Source organism: Amycolatopsis sp. ATCC 39116 (assembly GCF_000231075.2).
In the GTDB taxonomy this organism is placed as follows: Bacteria; Actinomycetota; Actinomycetes; order Mycobacteriales; family Pseudonocardiaceae; genus Amycolatopsis_E; species Amycolatopsis_E tucumanensis.
Genome location: NZ_AFWY03000023.1, coordinates 79495 through 100521 on the forward strand (window position 1 = coordinate 79495; position 21027 = coordinate 100521).

The following is a 21027-nucleotide window of genomic DNA, read 5'->3' on the forward strand; positions in this document are numbered from 1 at the left end:
AGCCACGATACGGACACCGTGCGCCGCAGGCACACCCCCGGCGGGCACGTTCCTCCCAAAGTGCCCGCCCGGGGAGCGTCAGTCATGCCGCCAAAGGGGTCACGGCGGCGTGTGCCGGGTCACCGGGGCGCGAGCGCCTCCACCTGCCGCACCGGGTCGTCGCCGGTGGGCAGCAGGGCGATCACCGGCGTGGTCAGCCCGTTGTCCACATAGGACTGCACCTTTTCCCGGCACTCCTCGGGGCTGCCGTGCACGACCAGGTCGTCGACCACCTCGTCCGGAATCAGCTCGTTCGCCCGCTTCCGGTCGCCAGCGCGCCACGCCTCGTGCATCGGCGCGAGCGCCTCGCCGCGGCCGAGCCAGTCGTGGAACGCCGCGTACACCGGCACGGTGAGGTAGCTGCTGATCAGCATCCGGCCCAGGCCACGCGCGGCTTCGCGGTCGGTGGTCGGGCAGACGAAGATCCGCGCCGCCAGCTCGGTGTCCGGCCCGATCTCGGCGCGCACCTGGCGGACGTCGGCAGGCGAGAGCCAGTTCGTGATCGCGCCGTCGGCCTCCTTCGCGGCCAGCTTCAGCATGCCCGGCCGCAACGCGGCGAGCATGATCGGCGGCGCCGGCTCCGGCGCGCGCTCGAGCCGGAACTTGCTCACCGAGAACGTTTCGTACTCCGCCGTCACCTTCTCCCCCGCCAGCGCGGCACGCAGGAACCGCAGCGTGTCCCTGGTGCGGGCGAACGGTTTGGCGAACTCGGCGGCGTTCCAGCCCTGCACGATCACCGGCGAGGACGCGCCGATGCCGAGCACGAACCGGCCGGGCGCGGCCTCCGCCAGTGTCGCCGCGGACATCGCCAGCAGACCGGGGCCGCGGGTGTAGACCGGCACGATCGCGGTGCCCAGCCGCAGCTCCGGCGCCCACTGCGAAGCCAGCAGCAGCGGCGAGAACGCGTCCGTTCCCGCGGTTTCGGCCGACCACGCGTCGGTGTAACCGAGCGCGGGCAGCCGCTCGATCAGCTCACGGTGCGCAGTGAGCGGCACCCCGGTCAGCGGAATCGTGATTCCCCAGCGCTTCATCGCGCAGCAGCCTCCAGCTCTCGTTTGATCCAGTCCACCTGGACCTTCATCAGGTTCTCCGCGACCTCTTCGGCCTGCGGCGTCATGTGGGTCGCGCCGACCAGCGGCAGGAACACGTGCGGGCGGCCCGCGGCCAGCAGCGCCGAAGACAGGCGCAGCGCGTGCGCGACGAACACGTTGTCGTCGGCAAGGCCGTGCACGATCAGCAACGCGCGCCGCAGCTCCGGCGCACTGGCGATCAGCGAGTTGCGCTCGTAGGACTCCGGCTCCTCGTCCGGCACGCCGAGGTAGCGCTCGGTGTAGTGGGTGTCGTAGAGGGACCAGTCGGTGACCGGCGCGCCCGCGACCGCCGCGTGGAAGACGTCCGGGCGGCGCAGCACGGCCAGCGCGGACAGGTACCCGCCGTAGGACCAGCCGCGGATCGCGACCCGGGACAGGTCGAGCTCCGGGTGGTCGGCGGCGACCGCGTGCAGGGCGTCCACCTGGTCGGTGAGCGTCACCTCGGCCAGCTCGCGCACGATCTCCTTCTCCCACGCCGGCCCCCGGCCCGGGGTGCCGCGGCCGTCCGCGACGAGGACCGCGAAGCCCTGGTCGGCCAGCCACTGCGAGGTGAGGAAGGCGTTGCGGCTCTGCAGGACGCGTTGCGCATGCGGGCCGCCGTAGGGGTCGAGCAGGACGGGCAGCTTGCCGTCCCCGGGCCGGTACCCGGTGGGCAGCAGCAGCGCGGCACGCAGGCCACGCTCGCCGACGGTGAGCCATTCCGGGTCGGGTTCCAGGCCCGGGTCGACCGGGTAGGAGCGGACCTCGGCGAGCGGGCGGCCGTTGCGCAGCACGGTCACTTCGGGGCCGCTGCGGCGCAGGCTCCACGACGACAGCACGGTGATCTCCGCGGTGCCCGCGCCGACGTGCACGCCGTCGGCGTCGGACAGCCGGGTCACGCCGTCCGGGCCGGTGCGGTAGACGTGGATCTGCGTCGGGTCACTTTCGCTCGCGCTGAACAGGACCTCGGCGCCGACGTGCAGCACCGAGCGGACCTGCAGGCCCGGCTCCGTGACCGGTTCGCCGTCGACCACCAGCCGGTAGCTGCCGTCCGCGGCGCTGACGTGCACGAGCCGCCCGTCGGTGGTCCAGGCGGGCACGCCGGGCACGATCTCGACCCAGTGCGGATCGGTCTCGGTGTGCAGCAGCTTGGTGGAGCCGTCGGCGGGATCGACCGCGTAGAACGCGAGTTCGCGCTGGTCGCGGGGCTGCACGGCGAGCAGCGGCGGGCCGCCCGCCGACCAGTGCACCGCGACCAGGTACTCCCAGTCGCCGCGCTCGACGTCCACCCGGGTGCCGTCGAGGCCGAAGAAGGCCAGCGAGACGTCGACGTTCGTGGTGCCCGCCGCCGGGTACGCGACGGTGTTCGCGCCGGCCTCGGGGTGGGCCGGGTCGGAGATGGTCCAGCGGGGCACGTCCGCGCGGTCGGTGCGCTCGACGAGCAGGGTCTGCCCGTCGGGCGACCACCAGTAGCCGCGGGCGCGGCCCAGTTCCTCGGCGGCGATGAACTCGGCCAGGCCCCACGCGATGTCCTCGCCGTCCTCGCCGGCCAGCACCGTGTCTTCCCGCGTGGCGAGGTCGATGACGCGCAGCTTGCGATCCCGGACGTAGGCGATGTGGGTGCCGGTGGGGTTCGGGCGGGGGTCGACGACGGAGGTGTCGACCAGTTCGGTCACCTCGCGGCTGCCCAGGTCGACGGTGTAGAGCTTGCCGGACAGCGAAAAGGCGGCCAGGCGGAACTCGTCGTCCACGGCGTAGCCGACCACGCCACCCGCGCTCTCCCGCATGCGCTCGCGGCGGGCCCGCTCCTCCGGCGGCAGCTCCTCCTCGCCGGGCAGCAGCTCGGCGGCGTCCACGACCTTGGTCTCCCCGCCCCGCGTGAGGTCGAGTTCCCAGAGGCTGTTGCGCCGGTCGGTGCCGGACTCCGAACGCAGGAACAGCAGGCGCGACCCGTCGGGCGCGACGCGGAACTCGCGCGGGGTGCCGAGGGTGAAGCGCTGGGTGCGGGCCTGCTGGCGGAGGAAGGAGAGCTCGTCGGTCACGCCTCGCACTCTGTCAAACGACGCCCGGTCTTGGCGAGCGACGGTTGACTCTCTCTGTCAGTATTCGCTAACGTTAGTGAATACTGACAGAAAGGATAGATCATGGGACAGCAGGTCGCGTTCTTCGAAGTGATCAGCGCGAACGCCGAACGGGCGCGGAAGTTCTACGCGGAGCTGTTCGACTGGCAGGTCGACGCCGACCCGGCGATGGGCGGCTACGCGCTCGTCGACACGGGCGGGGGCATCGGCGGCGGGATCGGGCCCTCGACGGGCCCCGGCGACACCGGCGTCAAGATCTACATGCGGGTCGACGACCTTGACGCGTACCTGGACCGGGCGGAGCGGTTGGGCGGGAAGCGGCTGGTGCCGCCCACCGACCTCCCCGGCGACTTCGGGCGGTTCGCCATCTTCGCCGACCCGGATGGCAACCAGGTCGGACTCTGGGCGTAGGAGCGGGCATGACGGACGACGAGCGGACGGACGAGGCGCTGCGGGCGCTCGCGGAGCCCAGGCGGCGCGCGATCCTCCGGCTGGTCGCCCACGACGAGCTGGCCGCCGGCGAGATCGCGGAGTCCTTCGACGTGAGCCGCACGGCGGTCAGCCAGCACCTCACCGTCCTGAAGAACGCGGGACTGCTCGACGAGCGGCGCGACGGTACCCGCCGGCTCTACCGCGCCCGCCCGGACGGCCTCGCCGGGCTGCGGCAGTTCCTCGACGACATGTGGGCCTCATCCCTCGACACGGCCCGGCGGCTGGTCGAAGCTGAGCGGGGGATCGGCGAAGACGACACGGCGAGAGGTTCGGCATGACCGACATCCTGAGCCGGCCGCCGGTGCGGCAGGCGACCCTCGTGCGCAGCGACGCCGCGCACACCTTCGACACGTTCGTCCGCACGATCGGCGTCTGGTGGCCGGTCGAGCCGTTCTCCCGCGGCGGGGACCGGGTGCGGGACGTGACTTTCGAGCGCCGCACGGGCGGCCGCGTCTACGAGACGTGGGACGACGGCACCGAGCACGACTGGGGCGAGGTGCTCGCGTGGGACCCGCCGGAGCGGTTCACCATGACCTGGCTGGTCACCCCGGCGCCCACCGAGGTCGAGCTGACCTTCCGGGCGCTTGGCCCCGCGCTCACCCGGGTCGCGGTGGAGCACCGCGGCTGGGAGGCGCTCAGGGACGAGCAGGTGCGGGCGTCCTGCGCACTCGACGGCGGTTACGCCGGCGGCGCGTTCACCGAGGGCTGGGCGCGGATCCTGGGCCGGCTCACCGAGGCGGCGGAGCGTGCGGCATGAAGTACCTGGTGTTCTACGAACCGGCGGACAACGTCCTGGAGCGCGGCGCCCCGCACATGGACGCCCACTCGGCGCGGATCCGCGAGTTCCACGCCCGCGGCGACCTGCTGCTCGTCGGCACGCTGGAGAACCCGCAGGTGAACGGGTCGCTCAGCGTGTTCCGCACCCGCGAGGCCGCGGAGGAGTTCGTGGCGGGCGACCCGTTCGTGCGCAACGGCGTGGTGAAGAACTGGTACGTCCGGGAGTGGAACGAGGTACTGGCGCCCTGAGCGGTGCAACGAACCTCCGGAATCACGCCCAAGTGCGCAACGATCAGCCCGTCGAAGCAACGATCGACGGATGATTCCGGGCGTGAAGTGCCCTTAGCCTGAAGGCATGACGACCTCCGCGGCCGAGTTCATCGCGCTCGACGAGCGCTGGAGCACGCACAACTACCACCCGCTGCCCGTGGTGATCGCCGAAGCCGACGGCGCCTGGGTCACCGACGTCGAGGGCCGCCGGTACCTCGACTTCCTGTCCGCATACTCGGCGCTGAACTTCGGGCACCGGCACCCCGCCCTGATCGCGGCGGTGCAGGAGCAGCTCGGGCGGGTCACGCTGACCTCGCGCGCGTTCCACCACGACCAGCTGGGCGCGTTCTGCCGCGAGCTGGCCGAGCTGACCGGCACCGAGATGGTGCTGCCGATGAACTCCGGCGCGGAGGCGGTCGAGTCCGCGCTCAAGATCGCCCGCAAGTGGGCCTACGAGGTCAAGGGCGTGCCGGACGGGCGGGCCGAGATCGTGGTCGCCGGGTCGAACTTCCACGGCCGCACGACGACGATCATCTCGTTCTCCACCGACGAGACGGCGCGCGCCGGGTTCGGCCCCTACACCCCGGGGTTCACGGTGGTGAAGTACGGCGACGCGGCGGCACTGCGCGACGCGATCACCGAGCGCACCGCGGCGGTGCTGCTGGAGCCGATCCAGGGCGAGGCCGGGGTGCTGGTGCCGCCGGAGGGGTACCTGGCGGAGGCGCGCCGGCTGTGCGACGAGACCGGGACGCTGCTGATCGCCGACGAGATCCAGTCCGGGCTGGCCCGCACCGGCACGCTGCTCGCGCTGGAGCCGAGCGGGGTGCGCGCCGACCTCTACACGCTGGGCAAGGCGCTGGGCGGCGGGATCCTGCCGCTGTCCGCGGTGGTCGGCCGCCGGGACGTGCTGGGAGTCCTGAAGCCGGGCGAGCACGGCTCGACCTTCGGCGGCAACCCGCTGGCGTGCGCGGTCGGCCGGGCGGTGATCAAGCTGCTGTCCACGGGCGAGTTCCAGGCGCGGTCGGTAGAGCTGGGCGCGCGCATGCACGCGCGGCTCGGGGAACTGGTCGGGCACGGGCTGGCCGAGGTCCGCGGCCGCGGCCTGTGGGCGGGCATCGACATCACGCCGGGCGGGCTGTCCGGCCGCGAGGCGTGCGAGGCCCTGGCCGCGAAGGGGCTGCTGGCGAAGGAAACACACGGCGCGACGCTGCGGCTGGCGCCACCGCTGGTGATCTCGGAGGCCGATCTGGACCGGGGGCTGGACATCCTGGAGGAGGTTCTGGCCGGCTGACCGCCACTGTGGGCCCCGCCGCGGCGCAGGTGGCACTCGCGGGCGCGAACTCGCGGGCCGGAGCGGGGCCTCGCCGAGCGGGGGGCCTCTCCGGGCGGAAGTGGGGGCCTCGGCCGGGCGGGAGCGCAGACTCGCCCCCGGGGGCGAACTCTGGCTCTCGCCGGGCGGGAGCCGGGCCTCGCCGGGGCGGGAGCGGAACCCGCCGCCTGGGCGCTGACGTGGCCCTCATCACCGCGAGCGCAACTCGCGAGCGCAGCGGGGCCACGCAGGGCGCGAGTTGGGGCCCGCCACCGCGGGCGCGGAACCCGCCACCGCGAACGTGCAACTCCCGGGCGGGAGCCGGGGCCTCGCCGGGCGCGAGCACGCAACCCGCCGCCCCGGGCACAAAACGTGGCCCCCGCCACCGCGAGCGCGCAACTCCCGAGCGAAGCGGGGCCTCGCCGGGCGCGAACGTGCCCCTCGCCGCGCGAGCGCGCAACTCGCGGCCGGGCGCGGGCGCCTCGCCGCGCGGCACCGCGGCACTCGCGCGGCGCGGCTGAAACCGTCCACCCCTCCCGTACGTTGTGCAGTCAACGGAGGGAGCAGGGGATGGAACGGGCACTGGTGCCGGGTGAGCTGAGCGATCCCGAGGAGCTGCACGCGCGGGGCCGGGAGCTGGGGGAACGCACGCCGCCGACGGCGCACGACCACGCGGCCGCCGGGGAGCACCGGCCGTCGGTCGCCGAGTTCGTCGAGCACAGCAACGCCGGCCGCCTCGACGACCTCGTCCCGCTGCGGATCGGGCGCATGATCGCCTCCCCGTTCGCGTTCTTCCGCGGCGCGGCCGGGCTGATGGCCGCGGACCTGGCCGGGACCCCGCACAGTGGACTGTCCGCCCAGATCTGCGGTGACGCGCACGCCGCGAACTTCGGCCTGTACGGCACGCCGGACGGCCAGATCGTCATGGACATCAACGACTTCGACGAGACCATCCGCGGGCCGTGGGAGTGGGACCTCAAGCGCCTCGCCGCGAGCCTGGTGCTCGCCGGGCGCGAGGGCGGGGTGTCCGAAGAGGACTGCCGGGACGCGGCCGAGGACGCGGTGAAGTCCTACCGGCGCGTGGTGCGCCAGCTCGGCGAGGCGTCGTTCCTGCGCTCGTGGAACGCGCTCGCCGACGCGGACGCGCTGTCCAAGGTGAAGGCCCACGACCTCGCCGACGAGTTCAGCGAAGCCGCCGAGAAAGCGCGCCGCAACACCAGCGCCCGCGTCGCGGCCAAGTGGACCGAGCGCATCGACGACCACACCACCGGCCTGAGCCACCACCGCTTCGTCGAGGACCCGCCGGTGCTGAGGCACGTCGACGAGCCGACCGCGGACGCCGTGGCCGACGGGCTGGTGTCCTATGTGCACACCCTGCGCGAGTCACGGCGCAACCTGATCGCCCGCTACCGCATTGCCGACGTCGCCTTCCGCGTCGTCGGCACCGGCAGCGTCGGGTTGCGCAGCTACGTCGTGCTGCTGCACGGCAACACCGACGAGGACCTGGTGCTGCAGGTCAAGGAGGCCCGCCCGTCCGCGCTCACCCCGTACCTGCCGGAGCACCGCACCGAGCACGAGGGCCAGCGCATCGTGTACGGCGCCCGCCTGGTGCAGGCCGAGACGGACATCCTCCTCGGCTGGACCACCATCGAGGGCAGGCCGTTCATCGTGCGCCAGTTCCGCAACATGAAGGGCGCGATCGAGCCCACCGAGCTGGGCGGCAAGGACCTCGACGACTACGGCCGCCTGGCCGGCGCGCTGCTCGCCCGCGCGCACATCCGCTCGGTCCACCCGCGGCTGCTGGCGGGATACTTCGACGGTGACGACCAGCTCGACGAGGCCATCGGCCGCTACGCGGTGCGCTACGCCGACCAGACCGAGTCCGACCACGCCGAGCTGGTCACCGCGGTCAAGAACGGCCGCTTCCCGGCGATCGCGGACTGACGCGTGAGGTGGGCCGTCGTCGCCGTGTGCGCGGCGGCCGCACTGGCGATCGGCGTCCCGTTCGCCGGGGACACCACCGCCACCGGCCCCGACGCCACGGTCACCGCGTGGATCGACGGCGTGTTCGGCGGACAGCCCACGCTGCTGGACCTGTTCGTGCTGCCCACCGAACCGGTCGTGCTGCTGCCGCTGCTCGCGATCGTGGTGCTCGCCTGCGCGCTCGGCCGCCGCTGGGACGGCGTGGCGCTGGCGGTGCTGGGCGTCGCGGTGCCGGTCGCGCTCAACACGTGGGTGCTCAAGCCGCTGTTCGACCGGATGAAGTACGACTACCTCGCCTACCCGAGCGGGCACACGGTCAGCATGGTCGCCACGCTCACCGTGCTGGTGCTGCTCGCCCGGTCCGGGATCGCCCGGGCCGTCACGGTCGGCGTGAGCGCGGTGATCCTCGTGATCGCGGGCATCGGGCTCGTCGGGCTGGGCTACCACTACCCCACCGACGTGGCTGGCGGCGCGTGCTTCGCCGTCGCCGTGGTGCTGGCGCTCAGCTCACCGACGCGGCGTCTCGCGCCAGCGCGGTCAGCCGGCTCACCGCCCGCAGGTACTTCTTCCGGTAGCCCCCCTGCAGCATCTCCTCGGTGAACAGCTCGCCGAGCGACCCGCCGGAGACGACCACCGGGATGGCCCGGTCGTAGAGCCGGTCCGCGAACGCGACCAGCCGCAGCGCCACGTTCTGGTCCGGCGCAGGTCGCACACCCCGGATGTGCACGACGGACACGCCGTCGACGAGACGTCCGTAGCGGGACGGGTGCAGCTTCGCCAGGTGCTCGCACAACGCGTCGAAGTCGTCGAGCGTGGCGCCCTCGCGGCTCTCCGCCGACGCGAGCAGGGTCTCCTCGTCCACTGGCGGCGGCGCGTCCGGCAGGCCGCGGTGCCGGTAGTCCGGCCCGTCCACCCGCACCACCGAGAACCGCGACGACAGCGACTGGATCTCGCGCAGGAAGTCCTCGGCCGCGAACCGGCCCTCGCCGAGCTTGTCCGGCAGCGTGTTGGACGTCGCCGCGACGTACACGCCGGCGTCGGTCAGCTCCCGCAGCAGGCGGGTGACCAGCATCGTGTCGCCGGGGTCGTCCAGCTCGAACTCGTCGATGGCGAGCAGCCGGTGCTCGGACAGCCGCCGCACCGCCTCGCCGAAGCCGAGCGCGCCGACCAGGTGGGTCAGCTCGACGAACGTGCCGTAGGCCTTCGGCGACGGCGCGTCGTGCCAGGTCGAGGCGAGCAGGTGGGTCTTGCCGACACCGAACCCGCCGTCCAGGTAGAGGCCCTGCTTCCCGGGCGCGGGCGCCGAACCGCCGCCGAACAGCGACCGCAGCTTGGACTTCTTCGGCGCCGCCTTCTCGATGCGCGCCGCGAACGCCGAGCACGACTCCACCGCCTGCGCCTGGCTCGGCTCGTCGGGGTTCGGCACGTAGGTGGCGAACCGCACGGCGTCGAAGCGCGGCGGCGGCACCAGGGCGGCGATCAGCTCGTCCGCTCCCAGCTCGGGCTGCCGGTCGGTGAGGTGCGCGGGCATCTTGCGAGGGTATCGGGACCCGGCCGCGCAGCCCTGGCGGCGGCCGCGTGATGTGATGGAGATCGTGCGCAGCCTGTGGCCCGAACCCCTCGACGACGTGACCGACGACGACCTGGACCGGATCTACGGCTACCCGGCGGACCTGGACCGGCCGTTCGTGCAGGCCAACTTCACCTCCTCCGCCGACGGCGCCTCGACGCTGGAAGGCCGGTCCGAGGGCCTGTCCGGGCCCGCGGACAAGCGGATCTTCTTCCACGGCCGCCTGCTCGCCGACGTCGTGCTGGCCGGCGCCGGAACCGTCCGCGCGGAGAACTACCGCGGCGCGCGCACCACCCCCGAACGCCGCGAGCGCCGGGCCCGGCTCGGGCTCGCCGAGGTGCCACCGATCGCCGTGGTCACCGGCAGCGCCCGGCTCGACCCGGCAGCGCCGCTGTTCACCGACACGAAGGTGCCGCCGATCGTCATCACCACCGAGCACGCCCCCGCGGACCGGCGGAAGGCGCTCGCCGACGCGGGCGCGGACCTCCTCATCGCGGGCGTGGAGACCATCGACCTGCGCAGTGCGCTCGACCAGCTCGCCGACCGCGGGCTGCTCCGGGTCAACTGCGAGGGCGGGCCGCACCTGTTCGGCGAGCTCGTCGCCGAGGACCTGGTCGACCAGCTGTGCCTGACCGTCGCGCCGCTGCTGGCCGGCGGCGGCGCGGACCGCATCGCGATCGGCCGGATGGCGAGCGAGGCCCGGGACATGGATCTGGCATCGATCCTGGTCGAAGACGGTTTCACGATGCTGCGGTACCGCCGTCGCGCATAAAGTGGGCGCATGCTGCCGCTGACCCCGCCGATCCAGCCGATGCTGGCGAAACCGGCGAAGTCGATCCCGGACTCCGACGAGCTGCTGTTCGAGCCGAAGTGGGACGGCTTCCGCTGCCTCGTCTTCCGCGACGGCGACGAGCTGACGCTGCAGTCGCGCGCCGGGAAGCCGCTGAACCGGTACTTCCCGGAGGTGCTGGCGCAACTGCCGCCGCGGCTGCCGGAACGGGTGGTGCTGGACGGCGAGCTGGTCGTCGGCCGCGAGGGACACCTGGACTTCGACGCGCTCACCGAGCGCATCCACCCGGCCGAGTCCCGCATCCGGCTGCTCGCCGAGCAGACGCCGGCCACGTTCGTCGCGTTCGACCTGCTCGCGCTGGGCGACGAGGCGTTCCTCGGCGAGCCGACCAGCGCGCGGCGGGAGCGCCTGGCGAAGCTGGCCGGGCAGGACCTGAACATCACGCCCGCGACCACCGACCCGGCGACCGCGCGGCACTGGTTCGAGCTGTTCGAGGGCGCCGGGCTGGACGGGGTCATCGGCAAGCCGCTGGACGCCGGGTACGAGCCGGGCAAGCGGATCATGATCAAGTACAAGCACTCCCGCACCGCGGACTGCGTGGTGGCCGGGCTGCGGTGGCACAAGGACTCCACCCCCGGCGAGGCGGTCGGCTCGCTGCTGCTCGGGCTGTACGACGACAACGGCGTGCTGCACCACCCCGGCGTCGTGGGGTCGTTCCCGGTGAAGCGGCGCAAGGAGCTGGCGGCCGAGTTCGCCGAACTGATCACCGACGGCAGCGGGCACCCTTGGCTGGAAGGCACGACCGAGGGGCAGCGCCTGCCCGGCGGCATCACGCGGTGGCGCTCCACCGAGCAGCCGTGGGTGCCGCTGCGGCCCGAGCGGGTCGCCGAGGTCGCCTACGAGCACACCGAAGGCGGGCAGCCGTCGCGGTTCCGGCACACCGCGCAGTTCATCCGGTGGCGCCCGGACCGTGAGCCGGAGTCGTGCACGTACGCCCAGCTGGAGGAGGTCGCCCGCTACGACCTGGACGCCGTCTTCCACGGCGAGGTCAAGCGGACCCGCTGATGGCAGGCCGGATCGAACGTCACGCGCTGCGGAGCCGGGGACGGCTGGCCGTCCTCGCGGCGGCCCACCTGTGCCGCCGCCATCGCCGCTCGCCGGAGACGCTCGTGCGGGTGATGTGCCAGGCCCGGAACGACGAGGCGGCCGACCGGGCGCGCACCGCGCTGGAGCGCGCGTGGCACCTCAGCCCGCTGTGGCGCGAGAAGATCTGGGATGCCATGCGGGAGGTCATGGCGGCCGAGGGCGACCGCAACGTCCGGGACGGGCGGGATCTGCCGTGGGTGGTCATCCTGGCCCTCGTGGACGTCCGGCCCGGGCTCGAGGCTCGCTACGACCAGCGTCAGCTCCGCGAAATGCTGCTGAGCGCGGTGCACGAGCCCGACGCCCCGTACGTGGTGGCCGCTGCCCGCCGCGTGCTGGACCGGCTGCCCGCCGAACCGGCCCCGCCGGCGTCCCGGCGGACGTCCGCGCCGCGCCACTACACGCCCGGGGGAACCGGGACCGCGGGCTCGGGCGGCTTCAGCATGGGCGGGTTCAACGTCCACGGTGTCTGAGCGCACCGACCCCGCTCACCACGGGCAAACGGGCCTCGTGCGAACCTCGGGGGCGAACACGCACCAAGGGAAAGAGGAACGTCGTGCCGCGCCGTGGTCTCGTGCTCGCTGTGCTGCTGCCGGCCCTCCTCGCCGGCTGCACGGCGGGGCCGTCGAAACGGCCGCCGGTCGTGGAGAACGACGAGCCGGTGTCCTCCGCGCCGGCCAGCTCCGCCACGGACGTGCCGCTGCCGCCGCTGACCGAGCCGCGTTCGCCCGCGCTCGATTGGGCCGACTGCGACGCCCAGACCCGCAACCGCCTCGGCGCCGAGGCGCCCGGCTACCTGCGGTTCAGCTGCGGCACCGTGATGTCCACACTGGACGACCCGGCGCTGCCGGGGCGTGTGCAGACGCGCGTGTCCGTGCTCAAGGCGGGCAACGGCGCGATCCCGCTGGTCGTGGTCAACGACGTCGCGGGCGAGCCCGGCACCCTCTACGCCGCGCGACTCGCCTCGACGCTGCCGCCCGCGCTGCTGCAGCGCTTCTCGCTGATCGGGGTGGACCGGCGCGGCACCGGCGAGTCCGACCCGCTGTCGTGCGTGCCCGAGGACACCCGCAGCCAGCTGCTCAACCAGGACCCGGCCGACGACGACCTGGAACCGCTGCTGGACGCCGCCCGCAAGGCCGGGCAGCAGTGCGCGATCGACCTCGGCGGCGCGCAACAGGCCTTCGACAGCTGGCGCACCGCCGGCGACCTCGAAGAGATCCGCGGTGAGCTGGGCGTGCCGAAGCTGCACGCGCTCGCCCACGGCGAGGGCTCGCAGGTGCTGATCTCCTACGCCGCCCGGTTCCCGGACCGCGTCGGCCGGTTCGTGATGGACGGCATCCCGGACCCGTCCAGCGACACGGTCACGGTGCTCGGCGACCTGGCCGCCGCGCAGCAGGCCACCCTGGACGCCTACGGCCGCGCCGTCGGCCAGGACGCGGCCGCGACGGTGAACGCCGTGGTGGAGCGGCTGCGCGCGGCGCCGCAGGTGCTGCCGGGCGGCGCGGTGTTCGGCGCGGGCACGGCGCTGCGGGCCGTGGTCACCGGGCTCGCCGACCGCACCCGCTGGAGCGAGCTGGCCCGCGCGCTGGACGCCGGCCGGGCTGGCGACGTCCGCGGGCTCGCCGCGTTCGTCTCGCCGATGCTCAACGGCTCGGACGTTGCGCCGTCCCGCCTCGACGCCACGCTGGCCACCGAGTGCAACGACACCGTCGTGCGGATGCCTGCCGACCAGATCGCCGGGCTGACCACGCAGCTGCGCGGCCGCTACCCCGTCTTCGGCGGGCTGGTGACGCAGCGGCTCGCGTGGTGCCTGCCGTGGCCGGCGCGCACCGAGTCGCTGCCGACGCTGGGCACGTCCGGGCTGCCGCCGGTCCTGGTCACCAGCACCCTGACGGACCCGGTCACGCCGGAAACCGGCACGGTGCGGGCGGCGCAGCAGATCCCGAGCGCGGTGCGCGTCGCGTGGCAGGGCGCCGGGCACGGGGCGCTCGGCTCGCCGTGCGCGGCCGAGGCGGTGCGGGCGTTCCTGGTCGACGGGAAGGTCCCCGCCGACGGCACGCTCTGCCCCGCTTAGGGGACGCTGCCCGGGCCCCGTTTAGGCTTGTCCTCCATCCGCCGGACCACTGAGTACTGGGAGTGACTGTGCCGTCTTCCGCGGTCGAGACGCCGGCTGTGGCGCCGGCGCCCCGGGACAGCGCGCGACGACCGATTCCCTGGATCGCCGTCTGGCCGGTCCTCGTGCTGGGCGCGGGCGCCGGCTTCTGGTACGTCAGAGAGGTCCTGGCCCAGCTCCCCGCGCTGCTGCACCTGCTGGACCTGGGCGTGTACCGGATCGCGGGCGAGCGCGTCCTGGACGGCGTGTCGGTCTACGACACGCCGCTGCTCGGCAACATCCGCGGGCAGTGGGAGTTCGTCTACACCCCGTTCGCCGCGCTGCTGTTCGTGCCGCTGGCGCCACTGAAGGGTGAACTCTTCACGTGGGTGGGCGCGCTCGGTGACTACGCGATGCTGGCCGTCGGCGTGTGGGCGGCGCTGTCGCTGCTGCGGTTCCGGCGCGACGCGCGGCTCGTGTTGTTCAGCCTGCCGGTGGCGGCGCTGCTCATGTGGTGCGAGCCGGTGCGGGAGACGATGGCGTTCGGGCAGATCAACATCCTGCTGATGACGCTGGTGCTGCTCGACCTGGCGCTGCCGGACTCGTCGAAGGTCAAGGGCGCGCTGATCGGCATCGCCGCCGGGATCAAGCTGACGCCCGCGTTCTTCGTGCTGTACCTGCTGGTGACGCGGCGGTACCGGGCGGCGATCGTCGCGATGGGCACGTTCGTGGTCACGGTGGCCGTCGGGTTCGCGTTCCTGTGGCACGACTCGGTGACGTTCTGGTCCGGCGCGTTCATGGACCCGACGCGGGTCGGCGTGCCGGAGAACCCGTCGAACGAGTCGCTGCGCGGGTTCTTCGCGCGGGCGACCGGGGTGACCGGCGGGATGCAGATCGTGTGGCTGCTCGCCGCGGCCGCGACGGCCGTGGTGTGCCTGCTGCTGGCGCGACGGCTGGCCGCGCGAGGCGAGGAACTGGTGGCGGCGACGCTGTGCGGCCTGGCGACGACGGCCGTGTCGCCGTACAGCTGGGTGCACCACTGGGTGTGGCTGGCGATGCTGCTGATCTGCCTGGGCAACCTGGCGTTCCGCGGGTCGGTGCTGGGGTGGATCGGGCTGGTGGGCGCGGCGCTCGTCACGTCCGGCGGGGTGCTGCCGCTGATCGGCTTCGAGGCGGACACGGTGCTGGCGTTCAAGCCGGCGGGGCTGGAGTGGCTGTTCCAGAACGCCTACATCTGGCTGACGTTCGCGGTGTTCCTGGCGGTCGCGCTGTACTACCGGACGCCGAAGACCCCGGCGGCGCTGCCCGCGGAGCCGGACGCTTCACGTACTGCCGGCTGAGCTGCGCTAGCTGCCGTGACTCGTGAGGTTGTGGACGGCGTGTTGGGTTGATGGTGGGGAGGGCCTCCGGGCGGAGTGGGTGTTGCGACGCATCCACTACCAGCCCTGGAGGTCCTCGATGGGTCACGCTAATGCACGCACCACGGTGTATGCCCGGCAGTTGATTGTGCAGCGTTGTCAGGCGGGGTGGCCGCCGGCGCGGATTGCTGAGCAGCTCGGGGTGGCGCGGTCCACGGTCTATAAGTGGCTGGCGCGGCATCGGGAGGAGGGCGAAGCGGGATTGGTCGATCGCTCCTCCCGCCCGCATCACAGCCCCACCCGCCTGCCTGTGGAGACCGAAGCCGCGATCCTGGCGTTGCGTCAGCAGTGCCATCGGGGTGCGGTGTTCCTCGCTGGGCAGCTCGGGCTAGTGGCCTCCACCGTCGGTCGTGTCCTGCGTCGTCGGGACGTACAACCGTTGTCGGCGATCGATCCGATCACCGGGATGCCAGTGCGGCGGCGGCACTCGGGCATCCGCTACGAACGCCGCGCCCCGGGCGAACTGCTGCACATCGACGTCAAGAAACTCGGGCGAGTGCCTGACGGCGGCGGTTGGCGGGTGCACGGCCGCCGCGAGCAGGTCCGCGGCCGCGGTATCGGCTACGACTACCTGCACGTCGCCATCGACGACCACACCCGCCTGGCCTACGTCGAGGCCCTGCCCGACGAGCGGGATACCACCGCCGCCGCGTTCCTGCACCGCGCCGTGGCCTGGTTCCGCCACCACGGCATCACCGTGCTGCGAATCCTGACCGACAACGCCCTGGCCTACCGCCGAGGCACCTGCTGGGCCGCGGTCCGCACCGCCCTCGGGCTCCGCCGCCGCTACATCAGACCCGGCTGCCCCTGGACCAACGGCAAAGCCGAACGCTTCCACCGCACCCTGCTCACCGAATTCGCCTACGCCCAGCCCTGGACCTCCAACACCCACCGCCTGACAGCCTTGCCCACCTGGGTCCAGCACTACAACACTGAACGCCCACACTCCGCCCTAACAGCCCGGCTCACCGTGCGGCCACCCCGGCCGCACCGCGCCCGGAAACGGCCGCGAAGCCGCCCAACGCCGGCCGGGCTGCCCGCCGAACCCCACGACGAGCCCGGCGGCCGAGATCGGCCCCGTCGGCAGACGCAGCGCCCTACCGTCCAGCCGCGTCGCGCCGGAAACGGTCGCGAGCCGCCTAACCCGGCTGAGCTGCACGCCCATCCCACGATGAGCCGGACGCCCGGCTCCTACCAGCCAGCCACACCAGCGGCACTGCGCGCGAAAACCGCCTCCGCCAGCAGCCGGTAGGACTCCAGCATCTCCGCGCGGTCGTACGTGCTCGTGGTCACCAGGACCTCGTCCGCGCCCGTGCGCTCCACCAGCCCCTCCAGCGCCGCGGCGGCTTCCGCCGGGGTGCCGGCGATCTGCCCCTCCCGGGCGTCGTCGAAGTAGCGGCGCTCCCGGTCGGTCATCGGGCCCGCCAGGATCTCCGCCGCCGGGCGCAGGGGCGGGAACACGCCGTGCGTGCGCGACCACGCCGCCGACCACGCCTCCGGCACCAGCAACCGCTCCGCGGCCTCCCTCGTCCCGGCCACCGCGATCGTCGCCGAGACGATCACGTACGGCGCCGGGCAGCGGACCGACGGGACGAACGACTCGCGGTAGCGGCCGATCGCCTCGATCATGCGCCCCTCACCGCGCACGGCGCCGATCACCAGCGGCAGCCCCAGCTCGGCGGCCAGGTCCGCGCCCGCCCCGGTGGCCAGCAGGAACGCCGGGATCGGTTGCCCCTCCGCCGGGAACGCGTGCACGCCGGGGAACTCGTCCTGCGTGCCGTCGAGGTAGCCGAGCAGCAGCCGCACCTGCTCGCCGAACCGGTCCGCGTCGTCCTTGTCGTGGCCGAGCGCGCGCCGCACGCCACCGGTGAACCCGACCGACCGGCCCAGCCCCATGTCGATCCGGCCCGGGTGTAGCGCCTGCAGCACCCCGAACTGCTCGGCCACGACGAGCGGCTGGTGGTTGGGCAGCATCACCCCGCCGGTGCCGACGCGGATGGCCGAGGTGGCGTCGGCGACCGCGGCGGCCAGCACGGTGGGCGCCGACCCGGCCACGCCCGGCACGCTGTGGTGCTCGGACACCCAGAACCGGTGGTAGCCCAGTGCCTCGGCCTGCCGCGCGAACGCGACGGTCTCCCGCAGCGCCTCGGCGTGGGTGCCGCCTTCGCGGGTGCGGGACCGGTCGAGCACGGACAGCTTCACACCTTGGTCAACACGCCGGCCCCGGCGCCTGTTCCGGCTCCAGCAGCGTCGCGGCGACCGCCCGGATCGTGCTGAGCGCGGGCACCGCCAGCAGCGCCCCGATCACCCCGGCCTGCTGCACGCCGACCGCGATCGCCAGGATGACCGCGACCGGGTGCAGCCGCACCGCCTTGCTGGTGATCATCGGCTCCAGCACGTTGCCCTCCAGCTGCTGCACGGCGATCACGATCAGGACGACCAGCAGCGCGGTGAACGGCCCCTCGGCGACCAGCGCGACGAGCGCGGCGAGCAGGCCGGTGACGAACGCGCCGATCATCGGCACGAACCCGCCGAGGAACACCAGCGCCGCCAGCGGCACCACCAGCGGCACCCCGGTGACCCACAGCCCGATGCCGATCCCGACGGCGTCCACCGCCGACACGATGATCAGCGCGTACATGAACGCCGTGAGGTCGTGGAAGGCCCGCTTGCCCGCGAGGTCCACCCGGCGGCGGGCGGAACCGCGGAACGGCAGGGTGAGGAACCGCCAGATCCGCTCGCCGTCGTAGAGCACGAAGACCAGGACGAAGATCGCCAGCGCCAGCCCGGTGAGCACCGATCCGACGGTGGAGAACGCGTTCCACGCGCCGCTCGCCAGCGACTGCTGGTTCGCCGCCACCCACTCCCGCGCCTGCGTCGCCACCTGGTCCAGCTGCTCCGGGCGCACCCCGATCGAGGCGAGCCAGCCGCGCAGCTCCTGGTAGCTCCCAGCGAGCTGAGTGCGCAGGTCGGGCAGGCTGTCCAGCACGGTCTTGACCACGAACCACAGCACGGCGCCGACCGCGGCCACCCCGCCGACCAGGACCACCGCCGTCGCGAGCGCCCTCGGCACGTGATGCCGCGCCAGCCAGGTCACCACCGGCGCGAGCAGCGCGGCCAGCAGCAGCGCGAGCGCGACGGGGATCACCACGACGGCGAGCGTGGCCAGCACCCGGACGAGCACCCACAGCGCGGCGGCGACCACCAGCAGTTGCGCGCACACGACGGCGGAGCGGTGGAGCAGCCGGCCCGTGGCCGGGTTCTCGGTCATCCTGCACCGCCATCCTCGCGCGGCCGTCAGCCCTCCGGCCGCGCCCTGCTCGGCTGCACGCGCTTCGGTTCACCTGGCATTTTGGGGTAGTCCGGCGGGTACGGCATCTCGCCGAGCCCGTGGTCCCGCTCGTCGCGGGCGTACCACTCCAGCGCCGTCTCCAGGCCGAACGCCTCGTCGTCGATCGCGGCGTGCGGGTCGCCGTGCCCGGCCAGCCAGTCCGGCACGGTGAGCACGTCGAAGTCGTCCGGGTCGGCCTCGGGCAGCTGCTCCCAGGTCAGCGGCGTCGACACCGTCGCCCGCGGGGTGCCGCGCACCGACCAGGACGAGGCCACGGTCCGGTCCCGCGCCGCCTGGTTGTAGTCGAGGAACACGCGGCCGCCGCGCTCCTCCTTCCACCACGCGATCGTGGCGAGGTCGGGGACGCGCCGCTCCACCTCGCGGCCCAGCGCGATCACCGCGTGCCGCACGTCCACGAAGTCCCACTCCGGCCGGATCCGGACCAGCACGTGCACCCCGCGCCCGCCGGAGGTCTTCGGGTACCCGGTCAGCCCGGCGTCCGCCAGCACCTCGCGCACCACCAGCGCGACCCGCACCGCGTCGCCGAACCCGGAGCTGTCCGAGGGGTCCACGTCGATCCGCAGTTCGTCCGGGTGGTCCACGTCGGACCGCCGGACGGGCCACGGGTGGAAGTCGAGCGTGCCGAGGTTGGCCGCCCACGCGAACACCGCCGCCTCGGTGGGGCAGACCTCGTCCGCGGTGCGCCCGGACGGGAACGTGATCCGCGCGGTCTGCACCCATTCGGGCGCTCCCTTGGGGACCCGTTTGGCGTAGAACGGCTCGCCGGAAACCCCGTCGGGGAACCGTTTCAGCGTCGTCGGCCGCTCCCCGACCGCCCGCAGCAACGGCTCCGCGACCGCGAGGTAGTACTCCACGACCTGCCGCTTGGTGATCCCGCGCTCCGGGAAGTACACCTTGTCCGGATTGGACACCCGCACCACCCGGTCGCCGACCTGGTACTCGACCGCTTCGCCACGTCCTGCCACCGGATCACCGTAGCCCCGCCGGGCCGGTTCCGCGCGTGCCTTACCGTGAACGTCGTGCCCCGCCGCCTGAAGATGATCATCGCGCTCGTCCTGCTCGCCGGGGCGGTCGTGGCGGCGTTCACACTCCCCGTGCCGAGTCCCGCGGAACTGCGCAACTGGGCCGCGGGCGCGGGTCCGGTGACCGCGCTGGTGTTCCTGGCCGCCTATTCGGTACTCACCGTCGCGCCCATACCCCGCACCGTGTTCAACCTCGCGGCGGGACTGCTGCTGGGTGACGTGCTCGGCATCGTGGTGGCCATCACGGCGACCGCGGTGTCCGGCGCGCTCGGTTTCGGACTGGCCCGCCTGGTCGGCCGCGACCTCGTGTCCCGCCACCTGGAACGGAAAGTGGTGCGCGCGGTCGACGAGCGGCTCGCCGACGGCGGCGTCCTCGCGGTGGCGTCGCTGCGGCTGATCCCGCTGGTTCCCTTCGCGCCACTGGGATACTGCTGCGGAATCCTGTCCGTGCGGTTCCGCCCGTACCTGGCCGGGACCGTCCTCGGCAGCCTGCCCGGCACGGTCGCGGTGGTGGTGCTGGGCGACGCGCTCACCGGCGGCACACCGCCCGCGCTGCTCGCCTGCTACGGTGCCTTCGCACTCGCCGGGGCCCTTGGCCTGGCCCGAATCGCCCGCGGGACTGCTTACGCCGGGCGCACCGGGCAGCCCGCTACACTCGACCCGGTGCGCGAGGAGATCGTTCGCGCTGAGCCAACCCAGCACTTGCGGAGAGTTTCCGAGGAGTAGTCCCATCGACACCGGTCAGCTGATCGCAGGGCACTATCGCCTCGTTGAGCACATCGGCAGCGGCGCCATGGGGGTCGTGTGGCGCGCGGTCGACGAGCGCCTCGAGCGTTCCGTGGCGGTCAAGCAGATCCTCGCTCAGCCGGGCATGTCCGAAGCCGAGCGCAACAGCATGCGGCAGCGTGCGATGCGCGAGGCGAAGAACGCGGCGCGCTTCCAGCACCCGAACGCCATCGTGGTGTTCGACATCGCCGAACACGGCGGGGATCCGTGCCTCGTCATGGAGTACCTGCCCTCGCGCAGCCTCTCCGCGGTGATCGCCGAGCAGGGCACCCTGCCGCTGGCCGAGGTCGCGCGCATCGGGCACCAGGTCGCCTCCGCGCTGGTCGTGGCGCACCGGGCCGGCATCGTGCACCGCGACATCAAGCCCGCGAACATCCTGATCGACGACAACGGCACCGCGAAGATCACCGACTTCGGCATCTCGCGCGCGGCGGGCGACCTCACGCTCACCCAGACCGGCCTGATCGGCGGCACCCCGGCCTACCTCGCGCCCGAGCTGGCGCGCGGCTCCGACCCGGCGCCGGCCTCCGACGTCTTCTCCCTCGGCGCGACGCTCTACCACGCGCTGGAGGGCCAGCCGCCCTACGGCAACAGCTCCAACCAGCTGGCCCTGCTCTACACGGCGGCGAACGGGCAGGTCATCCCGCCGCGCCAGTCCGGCAAGGCGACCGCGCTGCTGATGAGCCTGCTGCGGGTCGAGCCCGAGGAGCGGCCGACCATGCTGGAGGCCCGCGACCGGCTGGCCGCGCTGGCCAACGGCGAGAAGGACACCAAGGGCGGCACGCTGGTGTCGCCGCCGCTGTTCAACGGTGGTGGCCGCCAGCCCGCGGCCG

Annotated in this window: 20 protein-coding genes and 1 pseudogene; 15 read left to right on the forward strand and 6 right to left on the reverse strand. The window is 73.2% G+C overall.

Going from position 1 to position 21027, the window contains the following annotated elements; translation table 11 throughout:
* Nucleotides 1-119: 119 nt before the first annotated feature.
* Nucleotides 120-1070 carry an LLM class F420-dependent oxidoreductase gene (locus AMY39116_RS0322965; RefSeq protein ID WP_020419977.1) on the reverse strand — a complete coding sequence of 317 codons (951 nt, stop codon included), beginning with the start codon at nt 1068-1070 and terminating at the stop codon, nt 120-122.
* A complete protein-coding gene (locus AMY39116_RS0322970) occupies nt 1067-3151 on the reverse strand; it encodes a S9 family peptidase (RefSeq protein WP_020419978.1) in 2085 nt (694 codons plus the stop codon). Before AMY39116_RS0322970 ends, AMY39116_RS0322965 begins: the two co-directional genes overlap by 4 nt.
* Nucleotides 3152-3253: 102 nt before the next feature.
* Here AMY39116_RS0322970 and AMY39116_RS0322975 point away from each other — a divergent pair, with 102 nt between their 5' ends.
* The 7 genes from AMY39116_RS0322975 to AMY39116_RS46250 all read left to right on the forward strand — a co-directional run bounded on the left by AMY39116_RS0322975 (nt 3254) and on the right by AMY39116_RS46250 (nt 8621).
* Complete coding sequence (locus tag AMY39116_RS0322975; RefSeq protein WP_020419979.1) at nt 3254-3601, forward strand: VOC family protein; 348 nt, start codon at nt 3254-3256, stop codon at nt 3599-3601.
* 8 nt (nt 3602-3609) lie between these two features.
* Entirely contained in the window at nt 3610-3960 is a 351-nt protein-coding gene (locus tag AMY39116_RS0322980) for a helix-turn-helix transcriptional regulator (RefSeq protein WP_020419980.1), read from the forward strand.
* Nucleotides 3957-4439, forward strand: a complete 483-nt coding sequence (locus AMY39116_RS0322985) for an SRPBCC domain-containing protein (protein ID WP_020419981.1) — start codon at nt 3957-3959, stop codon at nt 4437-4439. The genes AMY39116_RS0322980 and AMY39116_RS0322985 overlap by 4 nt, the downstream gene beginning before the upstream one ends.
* Nucleotides 4436-4708 (forward strand): YciI family protein, encoded by a 273-nt coding sequence (locus AMY39116_RS0322990; RefSeq protein ID WP_020419982.1) that lies wholly within the window; start codon nt 4436-4438, stop codon nt 4706-4708. The genes AMY39116_RS0322985 and AMY39116_RS0322990 overlap by 4 nt, the downstream gene beginning before the upstream one ends.
* A 106-nt stretch (nt 4709-4814) precedes the next feature.
* Complete coding sequence (gene rocD / locus AMY39116_RS0322995; RefSeq protein ID WP_020419983.1) at nt 4815-6020, forward strand: ornithine--oxo-acid transaminase; 1206 nt, start codon at nt 4815-4817, stop codon at nt 6018-6020.
* Nucleotides 6021-6608: 588 nt separating this feature from the next.
* Nucleotides 6609-7982 carry a DUF2252 domain-containing protein gene (locus tag AMY39116_RS0323000; protein ID WP_020419984.1) on the forward strand — a complete coding sequence of 458 codons (1374 nt, stop codon included), beginning with the start codon at nt 6609-6611 and terminating at the stop codon, nt 7980-7982.
* 3 nt (nt 7983-7985) lie between these two features.
* Nucleotides 7986-8621, forward strand: a complete 636-nt coding sequence (locus AMY39116_RS46250; RefSeq protein ID WP_157358658.1) for a phosphatase PAP2 family protein — start codon at nt 7986-7988, stop codon at nt 8619-8621.
* Here the strand turns inward: AMY39116_RS46250 and zapE are convergent.
* On the reverse strand, nt 8524-9552 hold the full coding sequence (zapE, locus tag AMY39116_RS0323015; protein WP_020419987.1) for a cell division protein ZapE: 1029 nt from the start codon (nt 9550-9552) through the stop codon (nt 8524-8526). The genes AMY39116_RS46250 and zapE overlap by 98 nt on opposite strands.
* A 55-nt stretch (nt 9553-9607) precedes the next feature.
* Between zapE and AMY39116_RS0323020 the strand changes: the two genes are divergently transcribed.
* The 6 genes and pseudogenes from AMY39116_RS0323020 to AMY39116_RS45610 all read left to right on the forward strand — a co-directional run.
* Nucleotides 9608-10363 (forward strand): pyrimidine reductase family protein, encoded by a 756-nt coding sequence (locus tag AMY39116_RS0323020; RefSeq protein WP_020419988.1) that lies wholly within the window; start codon nt 9608-9610, stop codon nt 10361-10363.
* A 9-nt stretch (nt 10364-10372) separates the two neighbouring features.
* Entirely contained in the window at nt 10373-11446 is a 1074-nt protein-coding gene (locus tag AMY39116_RS0323025; RefSeq protein ID WP_020419989.1) for an ATP-dependent DNA ligase, read from the forward strand.
* On the forward strand, nt 11446-11997 hold the full coding sequence (locus AMY39116_RS0323030) for a hypothetical protein (protein ID WP_020419990.1): 552 nt from the start codon (nt 11446-11448) through the stop codon (nt 11995-11997). The genes AMY39116_RS0323025 and AMY39116_RS0323030 overlap by 1 nt, the downstream gene beginning before the upstream one ends.
* An 83-nt stretch (nt 11998-12080) precedes the next feature.
* Entirely contained in the window at nt 12081-13598 is a 1518-nt protein-coding gene (locus tag AMY39116_RS0323035; protein WP_027936160.1) for an alpha/beta hydrolase, read from the forward strand.
* A 68-nt stretch (nt 13599-13666) separates the two neighbouring features.
* On the forward strand, nt 13667-14956 hold the full coding sequence (locus tag AMY39116_RS0323040) for a glycosyltransferase 87 family protein (RefSeq protein ID WP_235716197.1): 1290 nt from the start codon (nt 13667-13669) through the stop codon (nt 14954-14956).
* Nucleotides 14957-15074: 118 nt separating this feature from the next.
* Nucleotides 15075-15989: pseudogene (locus AMY39116_RS45610) on the forward strand (IS481 family transposase); the annotation flags it as partial.
* Between the two features lie 236 nt (nt 15990-16225).
* Here the strand turns inward: AMY39116_RS45610 and AMY39116_RS0323050 are convergent.
* The 3 genes from AMY39116_RS0323050 to ligD are packed head-to-tail and all read right to left on the reverse strand — an operon-like array spanning nt 16226 to nt 19351.
* Nucleotides 16226-17236 (reverse strand): LLM class flavin-dependent oxidoreductase, encoded by a 1011-nt coding sequence (locus AMY39116_RS0323050; RefSeq protein ID WP_020419994.1) that lies wholly within the window; start codon nt 17234-17236, stop codon nt 16226-16228.
* Nucleotides 17237-17243: 7 nt separating this feature from the next.
* Nucleotides 17244-18305, reverse strand: coding sequence for an AI-2E family transporter (locus AMY39116_RS0323055; protein ID WP_020419995.1), 1062 nt, complete (start codon nt 18303-18305; stop codon nt 17244-17246).
* Between the two features lie 26 nt (nt 18306-18331).
* A complete protein-coding gene (gene ligD / locus AMY39116_RS0323060; RefSeq protein WP_020419996.1) occupies nt 18332-19351 on the reverse strand; it encodes a non-homologous end-joining DNA ligase in 1020 nt (339 codons plus the stop codon).
* 45 nt (nt 19352-19396) lie between these two features.
* Here ligD and AMY39116_RS43450 point away from each other — a divergent pair, with 45 nt between their 5' ends.
* Together AMY39116_RS43450 and AMY39116_RS0323070 are read left to right on the forward strand one after the other, a co-directional pair.
* A complete protein-coding gene (locus AMY39116_RS43450) occupies nt 19397-20134 on the forward strand; it encodes a VTT domain-containing protein (protein WP_020419997.1) in 738 nt (245 codons plus the stop codon).
* A gap of 67 nt (nt 20135-20201) precedes the next feature.
* Nucleotides 20202-21027, forward strand: an 826-nt coding sequence (locus tag AMY39116_RS0323070) for a serine/threonine-protein kinase (protein WP_020419998.1), incomplete at its 3' end; no start/stop codon positions are given.

Coding starts and splice junctions, on each gene's coding strand:
- AMY39116_RS0322965 (WP_020419977.1), bottom strand. CDS start 1,070: ATGAAGCGCTGGGGAATCACGATTCCGCTGACCGGGGTGCCGCTCACT.
- AMY39116_RS0322975 (WP_020419979.1), top strand. CDS start 3,254: ATGGGACAGCAGGTCGCGTTCTTCGAAGTGATCAGCGCGAACGCCGAA.
- AMY39116_RS0322980 (WP_020419980.1), top strand. CDS start 3,610: ATGACGGACGACGAGCGGACGGACGAGGCGCTGCGGGCGCTCGCGGAG.
- AMY39116_RS0322985 (WP_020419981.1), top strand. CDS start 3,957: ATGACCGACATCCTGAGCCGGCCGCCGGTGCGGCAGGCGACCCTCGTG.
- AMY39116_RS0322990 (WP_020419982.1), top strand. CDS start 4,436: ATGAAGTACCTGGTGTTCTACGAACCGGCGGACAACGTCCTGGAGCGC.
- rocD (WP_020419983.1), top strand. CDS start 4,815: ATGACGACCTCCGCGGCCGAGTTCATCGCGCTCGACGAGCGCTGGAGC.
- AMY39116_RS0323000 (WP_020419984.1), top strand. CDS start 6,609: ATGGAACGGGCACTGGTGCCGGGTGAGCTGAGCGATCCCGAGGAGCTG.
- zapE (WP_020419987.1), bottom strand. CDS start 9,552: ATGCCCGCGCACCTCACCGACCGGCAGCCCGAGCTGGGAGCGGACGAG.
- AMY39116_RS0323020 (WP_020419988.1), top strand. CDS start 9,608: ATGGAGATCGTGCGCAGCCTGTGGCCCGAACCCCTCGACGACGTGACC.
- AMY39116_RS0323025 (WP_020419989.1), top strand. CDS start 10,373: ATGCTGCCGCTGACCCCGCCGATCCAGCCGATGCTGGCGAAACCGGCG.
- AMY39116_RS0323030 (WP_020419990.1), top strand. CDS start 11,446: ATGGCAGGCCGGATCGAACGTCACGCGCTGCGGAGCCGGGGACGGCTG.
- AMY39116_RS0323055 (WP_020419995.1), bottom strand. CDS start 18,305: ATGACCGAGAACCCGGCCACGGGCCGGCTGCTCCACCGCTCCGCCGTC.